A 21,477-nucleotide genomic window follows, 5' to 3' on the forward strand; every position below is an offset into this window, starting at 1 on the left:
TTCTCACACGTTTTTGCGCTCGACAGGGACGTTGTCCCATGTCAGAACATCCTGATCGGTTTTATCAAACGCGCGCATCAGCACATCATCATTGCCCTGCTGCTCCCAGATCTGCTCTGCCAGTTTTTCATCGTAATTGGCAACTTCAAAGATCGCTTCTGCAATTTCCGGGGACGTCTGACGAATTTTCGCCCATTCGCCGACGCGATGTGCTCTGGACTGGTCTGTAGACATAATGATCTCCTGTTGAGTTTATCCTTTGAGTTTTACCGCCAGAGTGGCGACATGTTCACCCTGATAGCGGGCAATTTGCAGCTCTTCAGGCGTGGGCTGGCGTGAACCATCGCCGCCTGCCAGCGTCGACGCACCATAAGGCGTTCCGCCGCGCACCTGTGAGATATCAAACATCTCTTTAGTGCCGTAGCCGATTGGAATAATGACCATGCCGTGATGGGCAAGCGTAGTCCATACTGACGTTATCGTCAGTTCCTGGCCCCCGCCGGTACCGGTAGAAGTAAACACGCTGGCCAGTTTTCCGTGCAGTGCGCCCGAGGCCCACAGCCCGCCGGTACGGTCCCAGAAGTTGCGCATCTGGCCTGACATGTTGCCAAAGCGGGTCGGCGTGCCGACGATAATGGCATCATACTGCGTCAGATCGTCCGGCGTTGCCTCAGCTGCCTGCTGATCGACCTTGCCACCAACCTCAGCAAAACGCGCCGCATCCATACTCTCCGGCACGCGCAAAATAGTCACTTCGGCTCCGCTGACGCGCTGCACGCCTTCTGCAACCGCCTGCGCCATGGTTTCCACATGTCCATACATTGAGTAATAGAGCACCAGAACTTTTGCCATTGTGGTTCTAACCTCCCGGTAAGATAAGTAAAAAGAGTATAGAAGAGCATGCGCGGGCTGCCGGGAAATGGCGCTGCTGCCCGCTGAGATTTAGCACGCTTAAAAAGTTAACGTTATGATTTTTAGTATTAAAATGGCATTTTTTCAGATGAGTCGTAATTCTGAACGCGAATCACATTGCTGCACGCTGAGCAGATAACCCCGGCCGGCTGTTGCGCCTGCGGGCCGGGTTACGCCAGAATGACGCCTGGCTACTTATCAGGTGTTCTATGTCTGCGTTACCTGCACGTCCTTATCTGCGCATTACCCGTCAGGAACTGGTGCTGATTTTCATCACCATGGTCTGGGGCGGCACGTTTCTGGTGGTGCACCGCGCCATGGCATACTCCGGTCCGTTTTTTTTTGTCGGACTGCGATTTGCCACGGCGTCACTGCTGCTGGCCTGTTTTTTCTGGCGCTATCTGCGCGCGCTGACCTGGCTTGAAATCAGAGCGGGCACAATGATTGGCCTGGCTATTGCGGGCGGTTATGGCCTGCAAACCTGGGGGATGCAGACTATCTCCAGCAGCCAGTCTGCCTTTCTAACGGCGCTCTATGTTCCGGTGGTGCCGCTGCTGCAGTGGCTGGTGCTGCGCCGGCCGCCGGGCATTATGGCATGGCTGGGCATTGCGCTGGCGTTCAGCGGCCTGGTGCTGGTGGCGGGGCCGCAGCAGAGCGGCATCGCCCTCAGCGCCGGGGAGAGCGCGACCCTGCTGAGCACGCTGGCGATTGCTGCCGAGATCATTCTGATTAGCCGCTATGCCGGACAGGTGGATGTGCGGCGGGTAACGCTGGTGCAGCTGCTGGTCGCCTCCGCTTGCGCCTTTCTGTTTATGATCCCGAACGGTGAAGCGCTGCCGTCGTTTTCTCTGCCGCTGGTGCTGAGCGCTGCAGGCCTGGGCGCCGCCAGCGCCCTGATTCAGGTGACGATGAACTGGGCCCAGCGCAGTGTGTCACCGGTACGCGCTACGGTAATTTATGCCGGAGAGCCGGTCTGGGCGGGAATTGTCGGGCGTCTCGCGGGGGAGCGACTGCCTGCGGCCGCGCTGCTGGGCGGTGCGCTGATTGTCTGTGGCGTGATTGTCAGTGAGCTGCGGCTGCGGCGTAAGAAAGCGGTGCCCGATGAGGCACCGCAGAAGCCTTAACCGTGTGGCTGTGCAGCTGAACCGGCCGGCGCGCGGCTACGGTGCTGCAGAATTGCGTTCAGGATAATGGCGCCAAAGGTCGCGGTGCCGATACCGCCGAGCGTGAAGCTGCCGATCTTAAGCGCAAAATCGCCGGCGCCCAGAACCAGCGTGGTAGCGACCATGATCAGATTACCGTTCTGCCCGAGATCGACCTGATTCTGCAGCCAGATACGGGCACCGGCCACCGCAATCAGGCCAAATACCACGATAGACGCGCCGCCTATGACCGGTGCTGGCACGGTATGGATGAGTGCGCCAAATTTCGGTGAAAAACCCAGCAGTATTGCGATCAGGGCCGCGGCGACGAACGCCAGCGTAGAGTAGACGCGCGTAACCGCCATGACGCCTATGTTTTCGGCATAGGTTGTCACGCCGCTGCCGCCGGCAGAGCCAGAGAGCATAGTGGCCAGACCGTCGCCAACAAACGCCCGGCCCATCCACGGATCGAGATTGCGTCCGGTCATAGCTGCTACCGCTTTAATATGCCCCAGATTTTCAGCGACCAGAATAATGGCGACCGGCGCAATCATCACTATCGCCTGCAGGTCGAACACAGGGGCAGTCGTATGCGGCACGCCAAACCAGGCGGCGTGCGCCACGCCGCTGAAATCCACCGGTTTACCGAGGCCGAAGCCATTGGTCAGCAGCGCATAGAACGCCCAGGCCACGATCAGCCCTACCAGGATCAACAGGCGCTGTACCAGCCCGCGCGTCATGACCGCCACCAGTCCGATACAGAGCACCGTCAGCACCGCCATCCAGCTGTCGAACAGGGTGGCAGAAACACTGTGCACCGCAATCGGCGCCAGGTTCAGGCCAATCGCCATAACGACGGCGCCGGTGACGACCGGCGGCATCAGGCGCTCAATCCAGCCGGTACCCACTTTCATCACAATCAGACCAATCAGGGTATAGAGCGCGCCGCAGGCGATAATGCCGCCCAGCGCCACGGAGAGGTGAGTGTTAAGGCCCTGGCCGGTGAAACCGGTGACCGCAATCACTACGCCCACAAAAGCGGCGCTGGAACCGAGATAGCTCGGTACGCGCCCGCCGGTAATAAAAAAGAACAGCAGCGTACCGATCCCGGAGAGTAACACAGCGAGATTGGCATCCAGCCCCATCAGCAGCGGCATCAGTACCGTTGCGCCAAACATTGCGACCGCATGCTGCAGCCCAAGCACCAGCGTCTGCCCGAGCGGCAGCGTCTCGTCCGGGGCAATCAAGCCGTCGTCGGTCATTGCTGACTTAACGCGCCAGCGTGGAAACCAGGTACTCGCCATAGATCATCTCCTGAGAGTGAGTAGAACAGGCCGCGTTATGCGGTATCAGCGGGCATCCTGCCGGGAGAAGGTGTGATAACCGCGATCGAACCAGGCGAGCCCCTGGCGCGCCTCGCCCTGGGCCACGGCCAGCACCGTACAGAACAGAATATCGTGTGTGCCAACGCTGACCCGCTGTGTTATCTCGCAGTCAAAGGAGATCAGCGCGGCCTCCAGCAGCGGAGCACCGCTGGCAAGCGTCTGCCACTGCGCGGCGGCAAAGCGATCCGCCATCGCGGTTTTGCCCCCGAACAGCGTGGAAAGGGCGTGCTGGTCTGCCGAGAGGGTATTGACGCAGAGTGCACGGTTATCGCGAAACGCCGGCCAGGCTGAGGCGGAGCGGTTCAGGCAGACCAGCAGCGTCGGCGGGGAGTCGGTCACGCTGCAGACGGCGGAGGCGGTAAAGCCAGCCACGCCTGCCGGGCCATCGGTGGTGATAACATTAACGGCTGCACCCAGCTGCGCCATAGCGTTGCGAAAGGTGTCGCGATCGACTGTGGGTAAATCCGGAAGGGCATGTAGGCTCATGTTCAGACTCCTGATCTCAGCCCGCTGCCAGACAGGCGGGCTGAGCGGTCTCAGCCAGCCAGCGCAGCAGCAGCGTGTTAAAATTATCGCTATCGGTCACGCTCATGGCGTGGCCGCCCCACGGCATGGTCAGCAGCTGGCCCTGCGGCAGCGCTGCCGCCAGCTGTGCTGAACAGCTCCACGGCACCAGCAGATCGTCCTGGCTGCAGATCGCCAGCACCGGCTGGGTGATGCGCGCGGCGCAGGCACGAAAATCTGCCGTTTTCAGCGCGTGCAGACGACGCAACAGATTCTGTGCGCCCTGAAAGTGCTGCTGGTGATGCCTCTCTTCTGCCTCAGCGCGCGCCTGATGCTGCGCCAGCCATTCGGCAGGATAGAGAAACAGCGGCTGAGCGCGTACAAAGGCTTCGGTACCCGCCTGCAGCAGCAGATCCTCTCTGACCTTAAAACAGCGCGCGGTATGGGGGCTGAGCGTCAGCCAGCCGTTAATGACCGCCACGCGCTCAACCCGATCGGGGTGATCCAGCGCCATTTGCAAACCAATCAGCCCCCCAAGCGCATGGCCAGCCACGCTGTAGCGCGCGATCTGATGCTGTTCCAGCGCCTCCGCCAGCTCGGCTGCCATCATTGCCAGGCTGTAACCCTCAGGCAGCGGCGCTGCACTGCGCCCGGTGCCGCGCTGATCGTATGTGACAACGCGGTAGCGGGTGCTGAGCGCCGCCAGCTGTGGCTGCCAGAATCCGGCAACGCCACCAAGGCCTGATGCGAGGACCAGCGTGGGCGCATCGGCAGTGGTCAACCCGTGGATATCCAGCTTCATTACGCCTCCGCCTGTCCGATGTGCGCCACAGACGCAATCTCAACCAGCGCGTCAGGTTTTACCAGACCGCACTGAATACAGAAGCGCGCGGGCTTATCGCCGGGAAAATAGTCGGCATAGACCTGATTCACGGCGGCGTAGTGCTGCCAGTCGGTAATGAAAATAGAGTTGAACGTGACATCAGCCATGCAGCCGCCGGCGGTTTCAATGACGTTTTTGATGGTCTCCAGCACGTGGCGGGTTTGCGCGGCCGCATCGCCGACGTGAACCACGTTATTGTCCGCATCGAACGGCAGGGTGCCGGAAACGTACACCACGCCGTCAGCCAGCGTTCCGGGTACGAACGGGGCGATCGGCGTACTGCTGCCAGCCGGGATAATGACGCGTTTGGGCATAGTCTGATCTCCTGATAGCGAAAAGTTACTGACCCTGCAGGGCTTCGCAGAACGTTTGTGTATCGCTGACCCAGCCGAAAAACGTTTCGATATTGAACAGCGCGGCCTGCTGCGCAAAATCAGGTCCGGCCTGATGCGTGGCGTCAGCCAGTACCACGCCGAAATATTCCAGAAAGAAGCCGTCACGCAGCGTGGACTCGACGCAGACGTTGGTGGCGATGCCGGTAAAAATCAGATGACGGATCCCGCGGCTGCGCAGCATGCTGTCGAGCGGCGTATTGAAAAAGCCGCTGTAGCGCGGTTTTGGCAGCACGATATCGCCCGGTTCGGGCGTCAGCGCATCCACCAGCGCATAATCCCAGGTGCCTTTCGCCAGCAGGGTGCCCTGCAGCTCAGGCTGGCGGCGCATGGTTTTCAGCGCATTAGATTTGTGAAAATTGGGGGAGCCCGCATCGCCCGCCTCGGTGTAATCGCTGTCCCAGCCGTTCTGGAACCAGATAATCTGTACGCCGGCAGCGCGTGCCGCGGTGACCGCCTGATGAATTCTGGCGATAACCGGCTCGGTGGCAGAGACATCAAATCCCGCCAGGTCGAGATAGCCGCCTTCAGTGGCGTAGGCATTCTGCATGTCGACGACAATCAGCGCGCTCTGAGCCGGAGGCAGGGCGATCGCCTCCGGACGGGCGGGCAGAGTGATATGCGGTGTGGTGCCGGTGTGTGCGCAGGTGACGGTTTTCATTATGCTACCTCCTGCGCCGCAGCGATCACGTTGCGACGGCACTGCATCAGCGGCTGTATGCGCTGGCCGAACGCTTCAATACCCTCCAGGAAATCATCAAAGGTCAGCAGCACGCCGTGCGTACCATCAACCTGAGCCACTTCATCCAGCATGCGTGCCACGCTGGCAAAGGAGCCAACTAACGTGCCCATATTGATGTTAACGGCGGAGGTCGGGTCAGCCATCTGACGCACGTTAGTATCGCTGCCTGAACGGGTATCCTGCTGGCTCTGAGTCGTGAGCCACGCGAGTGCCTCTTCGTCGGCGCCAGCTTTGTAGTGCTCCCATTTTGCGCGGGCCGCTTCGTCGCTCTCGGCGGCGATGATCATAAACAGAACGTAGGAGCCGACGTCGCGGCCCGCCTGCTCAGCAGCAAGCTTCATGCGGGCTGCGGTCGGTGCAAAGGCGGCTGGCGTATTAACGCCCTTACCAAAGCAAAAGTTATAGTCGGCATGCTGAGCTGAAAATGCCATGCCCGCATCACTCTGTCCGGCGCATATCACCTTCATCGGCTTCTGCGGCCGTGGACTGACGCGACAGTCGTTCATCGTGAAAAAATCACCTTTGAAGTCGCTCTGGCCGGTTCCCCATAAATCGCGCAGCACCGTGACATACTCAGTCAGGTATTGATAACGGCTGGCAAAATAGTCATCGCCCGGCCAGATCCCCATCTGCTCATACTCTGGTTTCTGCCAGCCAGTGACGAGGTTTACGCCAAAGCGTCCGCCAGAAATTGAGTCGATGGTCGCAGCCATACGCGCCACGATGGCGGGTGGCAGCGTCAGCGTGGCAGCCGTGGCGTAGATCTCAATCCGCGAGGTGACCGCCGCCAGGCCGGCCATCAGCGTAAAGGACTCCATATTGTGATCCCAGAACTCCGTTTTGCCGCCGAAGCCGCGCAGCTTGATCATTGAGAGTGCAAAATCGAAGTGATAGTGCTCAGCGCGCTGCACAATCGCTTTATTGAGTTCAAAAGTAGGCATGTACTGCGGCGCATGCGTAGAGATCAGCCAGCCGTTATTGCCAATCGGAACAAAGACACCAATTTTCATATGTCACCTCTTTGCATTGATAGGACGGTTTCACGCGCTGCGCTGCTTCCTGCACGCATCCTGCGGGCGGCGCTCTCTCTCTTGGTTGCAAGTCGCGTGCCACATAAATAATTTTTATATTTATCATCAGGATATGAACCGCCGATCGGCCAGCCGGGACGGCACCGCGATTTTCAGACCATTTGGTCAAAACAAATGCACAGCAATCAGGCAGCCATCGGGCAAAAAAGGTGCAGCCCGCCATATCTGCCAGCTGTGTTATGATGTGAATTCACGACAGGGAGAGGTAACAGCATGAAAAATGATGAGAAAAAACCGCGCCGTCGTTCGCAGGCGGCGACCGCAAAACGCGCCGCTATCCTGCAGGCGGCGCTGGCGCTGTTTTCCCAGTTCGGTATTCATGGCACCAGCCTTGACCGGGTGGCTGAGGGAGCAGAGGTGTCAAAAACGAATCTGCTCTACTATTACCCTTCAAAGGAAGTGTTGTATGTCGCCGTGCTGAAAGAGATTCTGGATGTCTGGCTGGCACCGCTGCGCGCGCTGCGCGCCGACCAGGATCCCCTGACGGCCATTCGCCACTATATTCGCCTGAAGCTTGAGGTCTCCCGCGATTATCCTCAGGCATCGCGGCTGTTCTGTCTGGAGATGCTGCAGGGCGCACCACTGCTGCGTGGTGAACTGGCGGGCGACCTGAAAGCGCTGGTAGAGAGTAAGGCGGCAATAGTCGAGCAGTGGATCAGCGCCGGACAGCTGGCTGCCATTCAGCCGCAGCATCTCTTTTTTATGCTCTGGGCCACCACGCAGCACTATGCTGACTTTGCCTCGCAGGTTGAGGCGGTCACCGGGCAGACGCTGCAGGATCCCGACTTTTTTGCACAGACGTTGCAGAACGTAGAGCGGATGATTATCGAAGGCATTCGCGTGCGCTAACGATTGAGGGAGGAGAAGCATGGATTCGCTGTCGCAACTGGCGCTGGGCGCTGCAGTTACCGTTGCCGTCATGAACCGCCGGGTACCGGTATGGCAGGCGGCCCTGGCGGGGGCAGTCGCCGGCACGCTGCCGGATCTGGATGTGTTCGTCGATCACGGCGACGCAATACGCAATATGACGCTGCATCGCACCGAGAGCCATGCGCTGCTGATCCTGACGCTGCTGGCACCGCTGGCCGGCTGGCTGGCCGCCGGGATCACCCGCAGCAAAGCGCACTGGCGCAGCTGGTGCCTGGCCCTCTGGCTGGCGCTGATCACCCATCCGCTGCTCGATCTCACTACCGTGTATGGTACGCAGCTTGGGCTGCCGCTCACTGACTATCCGTTTGCCATCGGCAGTATGTTTATTGTCGATCCGCTCTATACGCTGCCGCTGCTTATCGCACTGGGCGTAGCGCTATGGCGGCGTGATGCCACCGGCGTGCGCTGGACCCGCCTGGGCCTGTTAATCAGCACGCTTTATCTGGGCTGGAGCATGGTGATACAGGGCGTCGCCACGCGGCAGATTGAACAGCAGCTGGCGCAGCAACACGTTGTATCACAGCGGCTGCTGGTCACGCCGACGGCGTTCAACACGCTGGTCTGGCGTACGGTCATTATTACGCCGGATCGCTATGGCGAAGCGTACTGGTCGCTGTTTTCACCCCGGCGGCCGTTACAGATTGCGTGGCACGATCGTCAGATGGCGCTGCTGACACCTTTCAAAGGGCAGTGGCATACGGAGCGCGTTGTCTGGTTCAGTCACGGTTTTTACGCGCTGCGTCAGCAGGCGGGCAATACGCTGATTAGCGATTTGCGTATGGGTGAGGCGCCCGATTACACCTTTACTTTTAATCTTGGCAGGCCGGAAGCGCCTGCAGCGGCGCCGCAGCGTGAGACGGCCGCACGCCCGTCACTCCAGCGTACCTGGCATCAGTTCCGGCAGCGGTTATAAATGGAAAAGGCCCGCTGATGCGGGCCTTAAAAAGAACGGGATCAGGCTTTACGGCGTCGCAGCAGCCAGCCCATGGTGAGCAGCATAAACCACAGCGGCGTAACCAACAGCGCCTGACGGGTATCCTCCTGCAGCGTCAGCAGCACCAGCACGAAAGCAAAAAATGCCATGCAGACCCAGCACATAATTTTGCCCAGCGGCATCTTAAACGTTGACGACGCGTGACGCTGCGGATGCTGTTTACGGTAGGCCAGGTAGCTGCAGAGAATGATGGTCCAGACAAACATAAACAGAATGGCGGATACCGTGGTCACCATGGTAAACACCGTCATCACGTCCGGGATCAGGTAGATCAGCGCGACGCCGCCCAGCAGACAGAGACAGGAGAAGAACAGGCCGGTGGTGGGCACGGCGCGCGCGGAGAGACGACCAAACGCCTTATGCGCTACCCCCTGTTCTGCCAGGCCATACAGCATGCGGCTGGTAGAGAAGATGCCGCTGTTGGCTGACGAGGCCGCTGAGGTCAGTACCACAAAGTTAACGATGCTCGCAGCAGCGGGCAGGCCAATCAGCACAAACATCTCTACAAACGGGCTGCGATCCGGCATCACCTGATTCCATGGCGTAACGGCCATAATCACCAGCAGCGCCAGAACGTAAAACATAATAATGCGCAGCGGTATGGCATTGATGGCGCGGGGCAGGACCTTGTGCGGATCTTTGGTCTCTGCCGCGGCGGTGCCTACCAGCTCAATACCGACAAAAGCGAACACGGCAATCTGGAAGCCGGCGAAAAAGCCGCTCAGCCCTTTCGGGAACATCCCGCCATGCTGCCAGATATTGCTGAGCGATGCCGTGCTGCCGCCGGGTGAAGGGTAGTGCGTACTGACCAGCACAATACCGGTAATAATCAGGGCAACAATGGCGACAATTTTGATAATTGCGAACCAGAACTCCATTTCCCCGAAGAGTTTGACCGTGGCAATATTCAGCGCCAGAAAGACAAAGACGCACAGCAGCGCGCTCATCCAGATAGAGAATCCGGGGAACCAGAGCTGAAAATAGGCGCTGATGGCGACCACGTCAGCGATGCCGGTAACGACCCAGCAGAACCAGTAAGTCCAGCCGGTAAAATAGCCCGCCCACGGGCCGAGCAGATCGGCCGCGAAATCGCTGAACGATTTATATTCCAGATTAGAGAGCAGCAGCTCTCCCATTGCGCGCATAACAAAAAACAGCATGAAGCCGATGATCATATAAACAAAAACGATCGACGGCCCCGCCAGGCTGATGGTTTTGCCTGACCCCATAAAGAGCCCGGTTCCGATAGCGCCGCCAATCGCAATAAGCTGAATATGACGGTTATGCAGGTTGCGCCGGAGTTTTTCCGGCTGTTCAGCCTCACTGAGGGCTGCTTTGGATTGATCAACCATAAAGATAGCTTTCCTGTCTTGATGTTGTGTCAGCTCTGATGGCTGTTGAAATACGTGCCTTTGCACAGGGCAAGAGCGCATAAGATAGAGGAAAGGCCACCGGGTCTGGTAATTGTTTTTTAACCTTTGTGACCTTTTGCGTTTTTTGCTCTGTCAGCAAATATTTACATGGTTGCTCTTTTAGTCACTTTGCGTAAATAAGCAGCACTTTTTCCCGGAAGAACAGGCAGATGAGGCAAGCCAGCTACACTTAGTCACAGGTTTGCAAAGTGATAAGGCAGAGACCGTGCGCGCACTCATTGCGACAGGAATAATTGCTCTGGTGGGGTGGTGGAGCTTGCCCTGGCTGAAATCGCAGCTTCCGGCGCAGTGGAATCCGTTTATTCCGCTTAACGTCACGGATGCGCCAGGCTGGATAACACGTTACAAGCTGGAGAAACTGCGTCACGATCCAGCCGCCTGTCTGGCGGTGCTGGAGCGCGCCAGTGCGCAGGGACGGGTAAGTTTTCGCACGACGCCTCCGGTGCGGGGTAACTGCACAATTGAACAGCCGGTTCGTATCAGCCAGTTTGGGCCGGTTACGCTCAGCAGCAGTTTTCTTGCCAGCTGTCCGATGGCCGTGGCAAGTACGATGTATGTCACGCGCAGTAATGCTGCATTACAGCAGGCGGGTATCACCAGTCCGCTGCGGCGTATTGAGCATGTTGGCAGCTACGCCTGCCGCAACGTCTATCATCGCCAGGAGGGACGCCGCAGCGAACACGCTACGGCAGAGGCGTGGGATGTCACCGCTTTTCAGCTGGCCGATGGCCGCTGGTTACGGGTCGCCAGAAACTGGCAGCAGCCTGCCAGCAGCGCGGCGGGTTTGCATGCACTCTGGCGCAACGGCTGTGCCAGCTTTGGAAACGCACTGGGACCAGACTACAACGCAGCTCATACCACACACTTTCATCTGGGCATGCGCGGCGGTGGATTCTGCCGCTGATGCGGCAGGCTGTTAATTTTAAAAGCCGGGCAGGCTTAATAGTTAATTTGCGCCAACGCTATTTTAGATCCAGTCCCTCAAAGACGCAGAAGGCGTGATTACAAATGAGAACCATTACCCGACTAATTTTTATGTTTGAAATAAGTCTGCCTTAAATAACACTCATCTGTTTTAATAATGAGATATCTCTGGTGAATTTATTTACTCTCCAAAAGAAAAATCGGGTGCCAGCGTCAGATTGTTCAGGCTATCTGCAGCGGACATCATCGCGTTAAAACAGAATTATATTGGTTATCCGCCTCACTCTGTTTTCATTCCAGCGGCTGATGACAGCGTATGCAACTGCGGCAGGCAGTTTATGCCGATAAAATGCGTAGTCGCGCATGGCGCAGGCATCAGCGTGGTGCAGATACAGATAGCTCAGGGTTGCCGATTGCCGGAGGTAACTTTATTTATCAGTGGAATTAAAAACCGTCCATGACTAAATCATTTAGCGCTTTTAACTGAAGGTAAATGTCTCTGCTAATCATTATTTTACTTAAAATCGATGCTAAACTTTTATCCATCTAATAATTAATTTTAATGGGTGGAATATTGAAACTTTATCAGAAAAATCCTATGCTGGTTTCACGTATCTTTATGCGCCTGAGGCCTGGCAGTCAGGTCACTGCGGCGCTCGCTTTATGGCAACAATTCGATAACTTTCCGGCTGTATAACGCAATCTACAGCAGGAGCCTTTTTATTCATTCTGTTCAGATTACGTCTCACCGATATAATCGGACAAGCATCAGGTTAATAAAAGACGTTAAATACGTCAGGATAATAATGACTACCGATAATTATTTTGTCTGGCGAGCCGAAACAGCAAAAGCGTTTCAGGGGTTGACGGAGGTGGTGCAATTAAAAGCACTGTTGCAAAAGCAAATCGTCGCTCTGGGATTCGACTTCTTTGCCTTTTTTGTGCAGCAGCCGGTTCCCTTCACCCGACCGCGTTTTTTCCTGTTCAGCACCTACCCTGAATCCTGGATCCTGCATTATGAGCGGCATAACTACTATGCCGTCGATCCTGTACTGCGGCTTTGTCAGCAGCCCGGAAAAGGGATTGAGTGGTGTGCTGAGATTTTCACCGGGGCGGCTAATCTTTGGCCAGATGCGCAGGCAGCGGGACTCCTGAGCGGCTTTTCTTGCTCAGCGATGGCATCAAATCGTGCCATTGGTATATTATCAATAGCATCACGTCAGCCCGGACGCTCCAGGCACCGCACCGTTGAGCTTGAGGTACAGATAAACTTTCTGGCGGATCTGAGCTTACGGGTTCTTGAGCGCTTAAAAGATAGCTCAATGGTGGTGCTGGCTAAGGGATTTAGCGAGCGGGAGCTGGAAATTTTGAAATGGACAGCTGAAGGAAAAACCTCGGCAGAGATTTCGCTTATTTTGGCAATATCAGAACATACGGTGAATTTTCACCAAAAAAACATGCAAAAACGTTTTAACGTTTCAAATAAAACGCAGATAGCGTGTTATGCCGCAGCGACAGGTCTGATATAGCAAAAGGCAACTACTAATACTGGTAGTTCCCTATCCGTATTGAGTTGTCTACCCTGCGCCGGAAACTTAGCCAGGCTGGCACGATAAAAATCATTGCACACATGGGGATGTCAGAGGCGCATGATGAAAATAATTCAAACACAGCTAAAGGATATGCCTTCCTCACTGCTAGCCGAACTGGGTACCTATCGTTATAGCGTGTTTGCGCGTGGCGAAGGCTGGTCAATTCCTCCGCGGCTGAGCACACCGGGGCAGGAGTACGATCGCTACGACCGTTCAGACGTGACCTGGCTTATCGCCTGGAATGCACGTAAAGGCATTTGTGGCTGCGCGCGATTACTGCCGTGGCATGAACCGGAAGTGGCTGAAGGTATTATTCTGCCGTTTGCGCAGGATAAGGTTTGGGAGATGTCACGCTACTCAGCACGGCTGGAGGTGGATGCGGAATTACCGCTGAATATCCTGTGGCACTCGGTGCAGCTGGCAGAGCTGAGCGGCATGGAGTATCTGATTAGCTCGGCCACGCCGATGCTGGAGAAGATGTTTGCACAGCATAATGTGGTTTATGAACCGCTGACGCCAGGGTTGATCCAGTCGGAAGATAATCTGTTCGCTATCCGTATCCCGGTTGAACAGCCGGCACTGGCGGAAAAATATCGCGGCACGCGGCGCTTTAGTCCGGAAGAGGTGCTGCCTTCGCTCGGCGTCTCCGTTAACTGGCAGGCGCACAATTAATACCCCGTGCAGCGCACGGGGCTGGCCGCTTACTGACGGTAAGCGGTTTTGATCTGACGGATCGTGTTGCTGAATACTTCAGCCTGGGGCTTATCAGCTAGCGCATTTTGCACATAGCGTTCCATATTGATAATTACTTTACCGGCGTCTGCCTGTCCCATGCCTTTGAGAATCAGAGTAATCATCATTTTGAGGCAGGCAACTTCATCAGCCAGTGCCTGAGTGTCACGCGACGTTACGAAATCTTCATCACTCATCTTCAACTCCCTGGTGGTATCGATTTACACAGATTCTGTCTTTCCGTGCATAAAACAGAGAGTATATCATAGGTTTGCTTTCTCATTCAGAGGCCAGAAAAATCATTATTCGATCCAGTTAAAGGCAGGGCAGTGCAGACCGTTTTGGCTCGCCTGATACTTTTTTGGCTTAAAAAAAGAAAACAGGCAGATTTATTACAACATGCTGTTATTCAATGAAATGTTAAATAAAAAAGCTGTTTAGTTTGCAGAAAATGGATTTTTTTCTGAAAAGATTTAATTATTTGATTTAGATCATTGCGTCGCAGGTTGTTCTGGTATGTCTGATGTTCAATGCGCATAAAAAACGCTAAGATTACGCTCTTTTTTAATTACCTTTCTAACCTGCGGAGTATGTCCCGTTGATCAGCCTGCTGCTTGTTGATGACCATGAACTGGTACGTGCCGGTATTCGTCGCATTCTGGAAGATATCAAAGGACTGGTCATTGCCGGCGAAGCGGCGTGCGGAGAGGATGCAGTAAAATGGTGCCGTCAGCACACGGTGAATGTCGTTCTGATGGACATGAATATGCCGGGTATCGGCGGACTGGAAGCGACGCGCAAAATTGTCCGCTACAACCCCGATATTCGCATCATTATGCTGACTATTCACACCGAAAACCCGCTGCCGGCCCGGGTAATGCAGGCGGGCGCCTCAGGCTATCTGAGCAAAGGCGCTGCGCCTCAGGAGGTGGTCAGCGCCATTCGCGCCGTCCACGCTGGACAGCGCTATATCGCCTCAGATATCGCTCAGCAAATGGCGCTGAGCCAAATCGAGCCGCAGAAAGCGGAATCGCCCTTCAGTTGTTTGTCGGAACGGGAATTGCAGATTATGCTGATGATTACCCGGGGACAAAAAGTTACGGAGATATCCGAACAGTTGAACCTGAGCCCGAAAACCGTTAACAGCTACCGCTATCGTATGTTCAGTAAGCTAAACATCAGCGGTGATGTAGAGTTAACGCATCTGGCCATTCGTCATGGTCTGTTCAACGCGGAGCCATTAATAAGTAGTGAGTGAACTCTTTAATCCCAAAGCCTTTCTCAGCACCGTAACCAGCCAGCCTGGCGTCTACCGAATGTATGACGCGGCCGGTACGGTGATCTATGTCGGTAAAGCCAAAGACCTTAAAAAACGCCTCAGCAGCTACTTTCGTGCGCAGACTGGCAGCCGTAAAACGGATGTGCTGGTCAGTAATATTTGCAATATCGACGTTACGGTCACGCATACTGAGACAGAAGCGCTGCTGCTGGAGCATAACTACATCAAGCTTTACCAGCCACGCTATAACGTGCTGCTGCGCGATGATAAATCGTATCCATATATTTTTCTTAGTGGCGATACGCACCCCCGGCTGGCGATGCATCGCGGTGCCAAACACGCCAAAGGGGAATATTTCGGTCCGTTTCCAAATGGCTATGCGGTACGCGAGACGCTGGGCCTGCTGCAGAAAGTCTTTCCTATTCGCCAGTGTGAGAACAGCGTCTATCGCAATCGCTCGCGTCCCTGTTTGCAGTATCAGATTGGACGCTGCCTCGGTCCGTGCGTAGCCGGTCTGGTCAGCGAAGAGGAGTATGCCCGGCAGACAGACTATGTGCGGCTGTTTCTGGCCGGTAAAGATGATCAGGTCATCAACCAGCTGGTAGCGCATATGGAGGCGGCAAGTCAGGGATTGCGTTTTGAAGAGGCGGGGCGGCTGCGCGATCAGATTCAGGCCGTACGCCGCATTACTGAAAAACAGTTTGTCTCAAATCAGGGTGACGATCTTGATGTCATGGGCGTGGCCTATGATGCGGGCATGGCCTGTCTGCACGTGCTGTTTATCCGCCAGGGGAAAGTACTGGGAAGCCGCAGCTATTTCCCCAAAGTCCCGCCTGACACTGAGCTGACGGAAGTGGTGCAGACCTTTGTCGGGCAGTTTTATCTGCAGGGAAGCGAGGCGCGCACCCTGCCCGGAGAGATCCTGCTGGATTTTAACCTGGCAGAACGCAACCTGCTGGCTGAATCACTCAGTACGCTGGCTGGTCGCAAAGTCAATATACAGACCAAGCCGCGCGGCGATCGGGCACGCTATCTCAAGCTGGCGCGCACCAACGCGGCAACGGCGCTGACCACTAAGCTGTCGCAGCACTCCACTATTCAGCAGCGGCTTGCCGCGCTGGCTTCCTGGCTGAAGCTGGAGAGCATTCAGCGCATGGAGTGTTTTGATATCAGCCATACCATGGGTGAGCAGACTATCGCCTCCTGCGTGGTGTTTAATCAGGATGGCCCGCTGCGTTCTGATTACCGGCGTTACAATATTGAAGGGATCACGCCGGGCGACGATTACGCGGCGATGAATCAGGTGCTGCGCCGCCGTTATGGCAAAGCGCTGGAGCAGGATAAAATTCCGGATGTCATTTTGATTGATGGCGGTAAGGGTCAGCTGGCGCAGGCGAAAGAGGTATTTGCGGAACTGGATGTCAGCTGGGATAAACAGCACCCGATTCTGCTTGGTGTCGCTAAAGGCAGCGATCGCAAGGCGGGACTGGAAACGCTGTTTTTTGAAGCGGAAGGTGAGGGCGTTTCTCTGCCGCCGGATTCGCCAGCCCTGCATGTCATTCAGCATATTCGTGATGATGCTCACAATCATGCAATTTCAGGCCACCGTAAAAAACGCGCCAAAGTGAAGAACACCAGCGCGCTGGAAAGTATTGAAGGCATCGGACCTAAACGGCGTCAGCAGCTGCTGAAGTATATGGGAGGCCTGCAGCCGCTGATGAACGCCAGCGTGGATGAAATCGCCCGCGTGCCCGGTATCTCCTTTGCCCTGGCTGAAAAAATATACCACTCGCTGAAACACTAACATTGAAACAGGGGGGGCAATGTAGGAACATACGTTAAACCCTACACACACCAGACAGTTACTGGCATATGCAATATAACATCCCAACGTGTCTTACCCTGTTTCGCGTTTTTTTGATTCCTTTTTTTGTACTGGCGTTCTACCTGCCGTTTTACTGGGCGCCTTTTGCGACAGCGCTGATTTTTGTTATTGCCGCCATAACGGACTGGTTTGACGGCTTTCTGGCGCGTCGCTGGAAACAAACCACGCGCTTTGGTGCATTTCTCGATCCGGTGGCTGATAAGGTCATGGTCGCTATGGCGCTGGTGCTGGTTGCGGAATATTTCCACGCGTGGTGGATAACCCTGCCTGCTGCCACCATGATCGCCCGCGAGATTATTATCTCTGCGCTGCGTGAATGGATGGCGGAAATTGGCAAGCGCAGCAGCGTTGCCGTCTCATGGATTGGTAAAGTCAAAACCACGGCGCAGATGCTCTCACTGGTTGCGCTGCTGTGGCGTCCTGATGCTACGGTAGTAGGCGTTGGCGTGGTCGCACTCTATATCGCGGCAGTGCTGACATTCTGGTCGATGTTTCAGTATCTGAGCGCAGCACGCGGCGATCTGCTCGATAGCTGATCGATACGATTCAAAAAGCAGCAAACAGACGCAGTGGGTGATAATTTTATTGACTCACTGCGTGAGATAAGTAGAATGCATCGCATCGAACGGCAGCACAGCTGCAAGAAGCTGAATAAAAACAGCAAGTTCGGTAAAGCAGCAGTTATGCGGGAATAGCTCAGTTGGTAGAGCACGACCTTGCCAAGGTCGGGGTCGCGAGTTCGAGTCTCGTTTCCCGCTCCAGTTTCAGCAATGGGTCACTGACCGGTTGCACATCAGAATAAAGGCGCGTTGGCAGAGTGGCCATGCAACGGATTGCAAATCCGTCTACCTCGGTTCGACTCCGGGACGCGCCTCCAGTTTACACCCTGCCCGGGTGGTGAAATCGGTAGACACAAGGGATTTAAAATCCCTCGGCTTATGGTCGTGCGGGTTCAAGTCCCGCCCCGGGCACCATACAAAACACCGAATTAAAAAAGCGCTATAAGTAATGTCGTAACCGCCTTCAGGCGGTTTTTTTGTGTCTGCTGTTTTTCATTCCTGACGCCCCACCATGCGTGCCTGTATAACCAATCCCAAATCATAATACCTGGATAACAGCCGTTTTGATCTTTCACTGCAAAACAGAACCTGCGCAGGTGACATGATTCATGTTTTTCCTGCGATTAATTGATAAAGCACCGGGCAGGTGCTGGCAACGCTGCATAGCGTAGTTAATGGTCGATTTATGAAAGTTGTTCTTCAAAAGCCGCATCTATACTTTTTGCCGCATCGCGGATTTCGGGCAAACCAGTCATCCACCTTATCGATAAACCCAATTTTTCCGGGTTTTCACGTCAGAAGTCTGCGCTTTAAAATGTGATTGCTGCTGCCGGAAGGGATCCCGGCGCAAAGCCAGTAAAGATATGGAGATTACTATGTTTACTATTAACAAAGCATCGGCGCAGTCTGTTCCTGTTGCTCTGCCTCCGGCTGATGCCACGTCACCAGAGGGCTGTGTATCTCTGGACTCATTCTTTAGCGATCCCTATGTCATAGAGCACCTGGCGCTGGCGGCAACGCTGAAAAAAAACCAGTCGGGAACGCTGTTAAGCAATATTTTTAATAAGCGGGATGTCTGTTTTGATTGTGAACAGAAAATAAGAGACGCCGATTACGCTATAAAAGATGGGTTTCTGTATCGTGCCCACTATGCGGATCCGCATACTGTGACGAGCGCGGGGGTAACCCGCAATACGCAGGAAAACGAGGAGGAATGTTTTGATGATTATCTGGCAAAGTTGTTTGAGCATACTGCCGGGCACAGCAGCCAGGGAGCCATATTATCTTTCAGTAGCCATGAGAAAACAGCTAAAAAATTTATGGCAGAAGGGAAACTCCTCCTCAAAGTAGATGCTGATAGTGAGGCGGATAAAAACGAGTTTATTTCCGTACCACAACTGATACTGCAGCATGGCGGGCGATTGCTCAAAGCAGGAAAGATAGACAAGCTAACGCTGCTTTCTGCTCTCGATCAGCTCAACAACAGAGAGCGTGAATTTTTTAATATTGGTAAACCTCATGGCTATCGATATGGCGAATTACCCCCGTATAAACTGGCTTTTGGTGAAGCGGCGCAGCCGGTTACTACGCATGTTGCGGCCCGTGACCAGGAGCCTGTTGCGGCAGCCGTGGTGCTCAGAGAAGATAAAACCGGCGTAGCCCGCGATCGTATCTGCTATCCGGGAGTCAGCAGCTGCCTTACGATTACTTTCAGACATGAAAATTTTTTAGCAGGAGCGCACTTAACAATAGCCACAGATAAGAACGCCCTTAAAGATGTACTGAAAGAAATAAAAGCGCTTAACCCGAATAAACCCATTGAGATTATTGTCGCTTCTCCATTTTCTGTTTATAAAATCGGCGTGTCTGATAAAGAGTTAAATACCCGCTCAAAGTTAAAAAAAATCATAGGCAGGATTTTTCCGGATACGTCAATCCGGTTGGTTGACACCTCCGATATACGGTTGTCCCATATTCTGGTCAGTAAAAATAGCCTTGAGTACGTAAACGAAAGCAACTTCAGAGTTATCGGCAACCATTGTCCCGATGCGCCAGCCTTCGCAAAATCTGCTGAAACCGTCTTGCCGGACAGGCCGACGCCCTTAGCCTCACTGGCGAGCAGCAGCAGTGGTGCGGTAACGCGCTCAGCACTGAGCGCCTGGCTAAAGGAAACTGATTTACCCTCCCGCCGCAGTGAAGAACAGGTATTAAAGGATTTAAAAGAGGCTGGCTTTGCGGTCACCGCTTCTCAGCTGAAAAAAGCCTGGTCCGATGCACTGCCGGCCGGCGATGCTGTTCTCGCTTCAGCGCCGGATAACCCCTCTTCTGAGATCGCCTCACCTGAAATAAAGAAATTACGCTCAATCAGAACCCTGACAACGCTGAAACATCAGCACGGAATGCCGAACCAGGATCGGCAGCGCGAACTCAATGCCCTGCTTAAATTGGGTCCGCAGCTGGCTGATGTGGCGCGCCATCCGGGTAAAGAGATGCTTGAGACTATTTTAGATAAAGATATTTCCCCTGCCGGCTATTCACAAATGAGCAGTGAGTTCAGCCAGGCTCTGGCGACGGATTACTTTGAGACACTAGACGATACCCTTAAAAGTGAAGAAAACCCGACAGGCGCCCCCCCCCTGGCCTCAATGCTCAACCCGCTAAAGGATCATCTGCTGGAAAACCGTGGTCAGCAAAATATGCACCCCTGGAATGATGGGTTGATCCGCACTTTGAGTACGGCAGGAAAGGGTGCGCAGGCTCAGCGAGCTGCGCGCGCATTATCTGCGGAGCTGGAGCGGGATCCTGACATCGGCACGGCATGGAAGCCCGGATCGTCTGCAGCGCCATCGCCTGAAGCTGAGCGCATCAGAGAAAAGTTGACCCAGCTGAGCACTCGTGAAGGTTTTATACAGAAAGAGCAGAGGCTGACCGGGCTTCTTTCGCGACGAGACAGGAATATTCAGCAGGACAGAGAAAGGCTGGCACTTAAGGCAGCAGCAGATCGGGCAAAACGCAGGGAAGCGGACCGCCAGGCGTGGAACGCCTTCAATCGCCACGTTGATAATATGGTTGCCGGGGGGCAGGATCTCAGGGCCAGACATGCCCGTGAGAGAAGCGAAATCGATGCCCGTGTCAGCCGGGATTATCATGCCCGCATGGATGCCTGGCAGAGTACAAGAGAAGAGATGGGGAAGAAAATGCAGGCCATACTGCAAGCGCTGGCAGCCAAATCCGGAACGGCTGCAGCGCGTAAGATGAGTGTGCCGGCTAATCTGGGGCCGATTATCAGTACGGCAGACCGGTTAAGAAATGAAGCTGACGCTGCTATTACGGCTTTCACCTGGGCTCTGCAGAAAAATCTCACTGAGGGAGAGCTAAAGCAACGTCTGACTGACATGGAGAGAGTTACTGAAAAGCTGGTTGCTGAAGAGCAGCACCTGTTCAATCAGGTAGCAGGCCTGATAGAAAAAAAGGTATCCGTAGCGCGACCGGATGAGAGAGAAGTAGATACGTTGTTAGGCCAATTAGCTCAGGAAGTCATGACAGAGCGTCTCCCTGATATTAACCGGACTCACGGGCTTCAGGACCTGTCATCGGAGAGAAGAGCTGAGAGAGAGCCGCAAAAAATAGCCCTGGCGCGGTCTGCTTATGACAAAGTCGGCAAAGAGTAAAGCTAACAGCTAACCCCGATTTCATACCCGGGATGTCAGCAAAGAAAGCCTGTCAATACCCCGAACGGGCAATAACTACCCGGCGCAGCCGGGTAGCGAAAATTAACCCTGCGGCTGGCCGACCGGGCCTTCGCCTTCGCTGGCGCCTGGCACCGGCTGGTTACTTGGTGCGTGCGGACGACCGTCGGCACCCACGGCATCACTATGCTGCATGCAGCCTGCCAGTGAAAAAAGCGTAACCGCTACCAGACCTGCTTTCATAATCCACGACATACAATCCCCTTAATAAACTGCTTTTATACGCCTGCCAATCAGCGCGTTGCGCCGTTAAGCAAAGCCGCTGAAGGGCTAACTTGCAAGCGAAACGGGAGATTTAAGACATAAGGACGGGCAGAAACAGCGCGGAGCGCGCGGGCAGGGCGCTCA

Annotated in this window: 21 protein-coding genes and 3 tRNA genes; 13 read left to right on the forward strand and 11 right to left on the reverse strand. The window is 55.0% G+C overall.

Annotated features, from left to right (window positions below; translation table 11 throughout):
• Nucleotides 1-3 precede the first annotated feature (3 nt).
• Both C1Y41_RS02630 and wrbA read right to left on the reverse strand, forming a co-directional pair.
• Nucleotides 4-234 carry a YccJ family protein gene (locus tag C1Y41_RS02630; RefSeq protein WP_039383674.1) on the reverse strand — a complete coding sequence of 77 codons (231 nt, stop codon included), beginning with the start codon at nucleotides 232-234 and terminating at the stop codon, nucleotides 4-6.
• An 18-nt stretch (nucleotides 235-252) separates the two neighbouring features.
• Nucleotides 253-852 (reverse strand): NAD(P)H:quinone oxidoreductase, encoded by a 600-nt coding sequence (wrbA, locus tag C1Y41_RS02635; RefSeq protein ID WP_065649652.1) that lies wholly within the window; start codon nucleotides 850-852, stop codon nucleotides 253-255.
• Nucleotides 853-1,121: 269 nt separating this feature from the next.
• On the opposite strand from wrbA, the gene C1Y41_RS02640 reads away from it, so the two are divergent.
• Entirely contained in the window at nucleotides 1,122-2,036 is a 915-nt protein-coding gene (locus tag C1Y41_RS02640; protein ID WP_104084750.1) for a DMT family transporter, read from the forward strand.
• Here the strand turns inward: C1Y41_RS02640 and rutG are convergent.
• From rutG to rutA, 6 genes are read right to left on the reverse strand one after another with little or no spacing between them, the layout of a single operon-like run.
• A complete protein-coding gene (gene rutG / locus C1Y41_RS02645; RefSeq protein ID WP_104084751.1) occupies nucleotides 2,033-3,358 on the reverse strand; it encodes a pyrimidine utilization transport protein G in 1,326 nt (441 codons plus the stop codon). The two genes, C1Y41_RS02640 and rutG, sit on opposite strands and share 4 nt — an antisense overlap.
• 45 nt (nucleotides 3,359-3,403) lie before the next feature.
• Nucleotides 3,404-3,925 carry an NADH-dependent FMN reductase RutF gene (gene rutF, locus C1Y41_RS02650; protein WP_104084752.1) on the reverse strand — a complete coding sequence of 174 codons (522 nt, stop codon included), beginning with the start codon at nucleotides 3,923-3,925 and terminating at the stop codon, nucleotides 3,404-3,406.
• Between the two features lie 16 nt (nucleotides 3,926-3,941).
• The gene (gene rutD, locus C1Y41_RS02655) at nucleotides 3,942-4,745 is read right to left on the reverse strand and encodes a pyrimidine utilization protein D (RefSeq protein ID WP_104084753.1); all 804 of its coding nucleotides are present in this window, start codon (nucleotides 4,743-4,745) and stop codon (nucleotides 3,942-3,944) included.
• On the reverse strand, nucleotides 4,745-5,140 hold the full coding sequence (gene rutC, locus C1Y41_RS02660; RefSeq protein ID WP_039383696.1) for a pyrimidine utilization protein C: 396 nt from the start codon (nucleotides 5,138-5,140) through the stop codon (nucleotides 4,745-4,747). Before rutC ends, rutD begins: the two co-directional genes overlap by 1 nt.
• A 25-nt stretch (nucleotides 5,141-5,165) precedes the next feature.
• Nucleotides 5,166-5,879 carry a pyrimidine utilization protein B gene (rutB, locus tag C1Y41_RS02665; RefSeq protein ID WP_104084754.1) on the reverse strand — a complete coding sequence of 238 codons (714 nt, stop codon included), beginning with the start codon at nucleotides 5,877-5,879 and terminating at the stop codon, nucleotides 5,166-5,168.
• Nucleotides 5,879-6,970, reverse strand: coding sequence for a pyrimidine utilization protein A (gene rutA / locus C1Y41_RS02670; protein ID WP_094111354.1), 1,092 nt, complete (start codon nucleotides 6,968-6,970; stop codon nucleotides 5,879-5,881). Before rutA ends, rutB begins: the two co-directional genes overlap by 1 nt.
• Before the next feature lie 294 nt (nucleotides 6,971-7,264).
• Here rutA and rutR point away from each other — a divergent pair, with 294 nt between their 5' ends.
• Entirely contained in the window at nucleotides 7,265-7,900 is a 636-nt protein-coding gene (gene rutR / locus C1Y41_RS02675) for an HTH-type transcriptional regulator RutR (RefSeq protein WP_104084755.1), read from the forward strand.
• 19 nt (nucleotides 7,901-7,919) lie between these two features.
• A complete protein-coding gene (locus tag C1Y41_RS02680) occupies nucleotides 7,920-8,894 on the forward strand; it encodes a metal-dependent hydrolase (protein WP_104084756.1) in 975 nt (324 codons plus the stop codon).
• Nucleotides 8,895-8,935: 41 nt separating this feature from the next.
• Here the strand turns inward: C1Y41_RS02680 and cycA are convergent, their stop codons facing one another.
• Nucleotides 8,936-10,327: a D-serine/D-alanine/glycine transporter gene (gene cycA, locus C1Y41_RS02685; protein WP_104084757.1), complete on the reverse strand. Its 1,392-nt coding sequence runs from the start codon at nucleotides 10,325-10,327 to the stop codon at nucleotides 8,936-8,938.
• A 286-nt stretch (nucleotides 10,328-10,613) separates the two neighbouring features.
• Between cycA and C1Y41_RS02690 the strand changes: the two genes are divergently transcribed.
• The 3 genes from C1Y41_RS02690 (at nucleotide 10,614) to C1Y41_RS02700 (ending at nucleotide 13,596) form a co-directional block, all read left to right on the forward strand.
• On the forward strand, nucleotides 10,614-11,312 hold the full coding sequence (locus tag C1Y41_RS02690; protein ID WP_039385784.1) for an extensin family protein: 699 nt from the start codon (nucleotides 10,614-10,616) through the stop codon (nucleotides 11,310-11,312).
• A gap of 826 nt (nucleotides 11,313-12,138) precedes the next feature.
• On the forward strand, nucleotides 12,139-12,861 hold the full coding sequence (sdiA, locus tag C1Y41_RS02695; RefSeq protein ID WP_104084758.1) for a transcriptional regulator SdiA: 723 nt from the start codon (nucleotides 12,139-12,141) through the stop codon (nucleotides 12,859-12,861).
• Between the two features lie 123 nt (nucleotides 12,862-12,984).
• Nucleotides 12,985-13,596, forward strand: a complete 612-nt coding sequence (locus C1Y41_RS02700) for an acyl-homoserine-lactone synthase (protein ID WP_071668718.1) — start codon at nucleotides 12,985-12,987, stop codon at nucleotides 13,594-13,596.
• Nucleotides 13,597-13,625: 29 nt separating this feature from the next.
• Here C1Y41_RS02700 and C1Y41_RS02705 read toward each other — a convergent pair whose 3' ends face one another.
• Entirely contained in the window at nucleotides 13,626-13,853 is a 228-nt protein-coding gene (locus tag C1Y41_RS02705) for a DUF2594 family protein (RefSeq protein ID WP_039383713.1), read from the reverse strand.
• A gap of 401 nt (nucleotides 13,854-14,254) precedes the next feature.
• Between C1Y41_RS02705 and uvrY the strand changes: the two genes are divergently transcribed.
• The 7 genes from uvrY to C1Y41_RS02740 all read left to right on the forward strand — a co-directional run bounded on the left by uvrY (nucleotide 14,255) and on the right by C1Y41_RS02740 (nucleotide 21,051).
• Nucleotides 14,255-14,914, forward strand: a complete 660-nt coding sequence (gene uvrY, locus C1Y41_RS02710) for a UvrY/SirA/GacA family response regulator transcription factor (RefSeq protein WP_039383715.1) — start codon at nucleotides 14,255-14,257, stop codon at nucleotides 14,912-14,914.
• On the forward strand, nucleotides 14,907-16,739 hold the full coding sequence (gene uvrC, locus C1Y41_RS02715; protein ID WP_039383716.1) for an excinuclease ABC subunit UvrC: 1,833 nt from the start codon (nucleotides 14,907-14,909) through the stop codon (nucleotides 16,737-16,739). The genes uvrY and uvrC overlap by 8 nt, the downstream gene beginning before the upstream one ends.
• A gap of 68 nt (nucleotides 16,740-16,807) precedes the next feature.
• Nucleotides 16,808-17,356 carry a CDP-diacylglycerol--glycerol-3-phosphate 3-phosphatidyltransferase gene (gene pgsA, locus C1Y41_RS02720; protein ID WP_039383718.1) on the forward strand — a complete coding sequence of 183 codons (549 nt, stop codon included), beginning with the start codon at nucleotides 16,808-16,810 and terminating at the stop codon, nucleotides 17,354-17,356.
• Between the two features lie 149 nt (nucleotides 17,357-17,505).
• Nucleotides 17,506-17,581: transfer RNA gene (locus tag C1Y41_RS02725), tRNA-Gly, on the forward strand.
• A gap of 42 nt (nucleotides 17,582-17,623) precedes the next feature.
• Nucleotides 17,624-17,697, forward strand: a tRNA-Cys gene (locus C1Y41_RS02730).
• A gap of 11 nt (nucleotides 17,698-17,708) precedes the next feature.
• Nucleotides 17,709-17,794 (forward strand) — tRNA-Leu (locus C1Y41_RS02735).
• Nucleotides 17,795-18,255: 461 nt separating this feature from the next.
• Nucleotides 18,256-21,051, forward strand: coding sequence for a hypothetical protein (locus C1Y41_RS02740; RefSeq protein ID WP_146065217.1), 2,796 nt, complete (start codon nucleotides 18,256-18,258; stop codon nucleotides 21,049-21,051).
• 102 nt (nucleotides 21,052-21,153) lie between these two features.
• Here the strand turns inward: C1Y41_RS02740 and C1Y41_RS20085 are convergent, their stop codons facing one another.
• Nucleotides 21,154-21,324 (reverse strand): hypothetical protein, encoded by a 171-nt coding sequence (locus C1Y41_RS20085; protein WP_039383726.1) that lies wholly within the window; start codon nucleotides 21,322-21,324, stop codon nucleotides 21,154-21,156.
• Nucleotides 21,325-21,477: the final 153 nt, after the last annotated feature.

The organism is Pantoea sp. ICBG 1758, assembly GCF_002928325.1.
Lineage (GTDB): Bacteria > Pseudomonadota > Gammaproteobacteria > Enterobacterales > Enterobacteriaceae > Pantoea > Pantoea eucrina.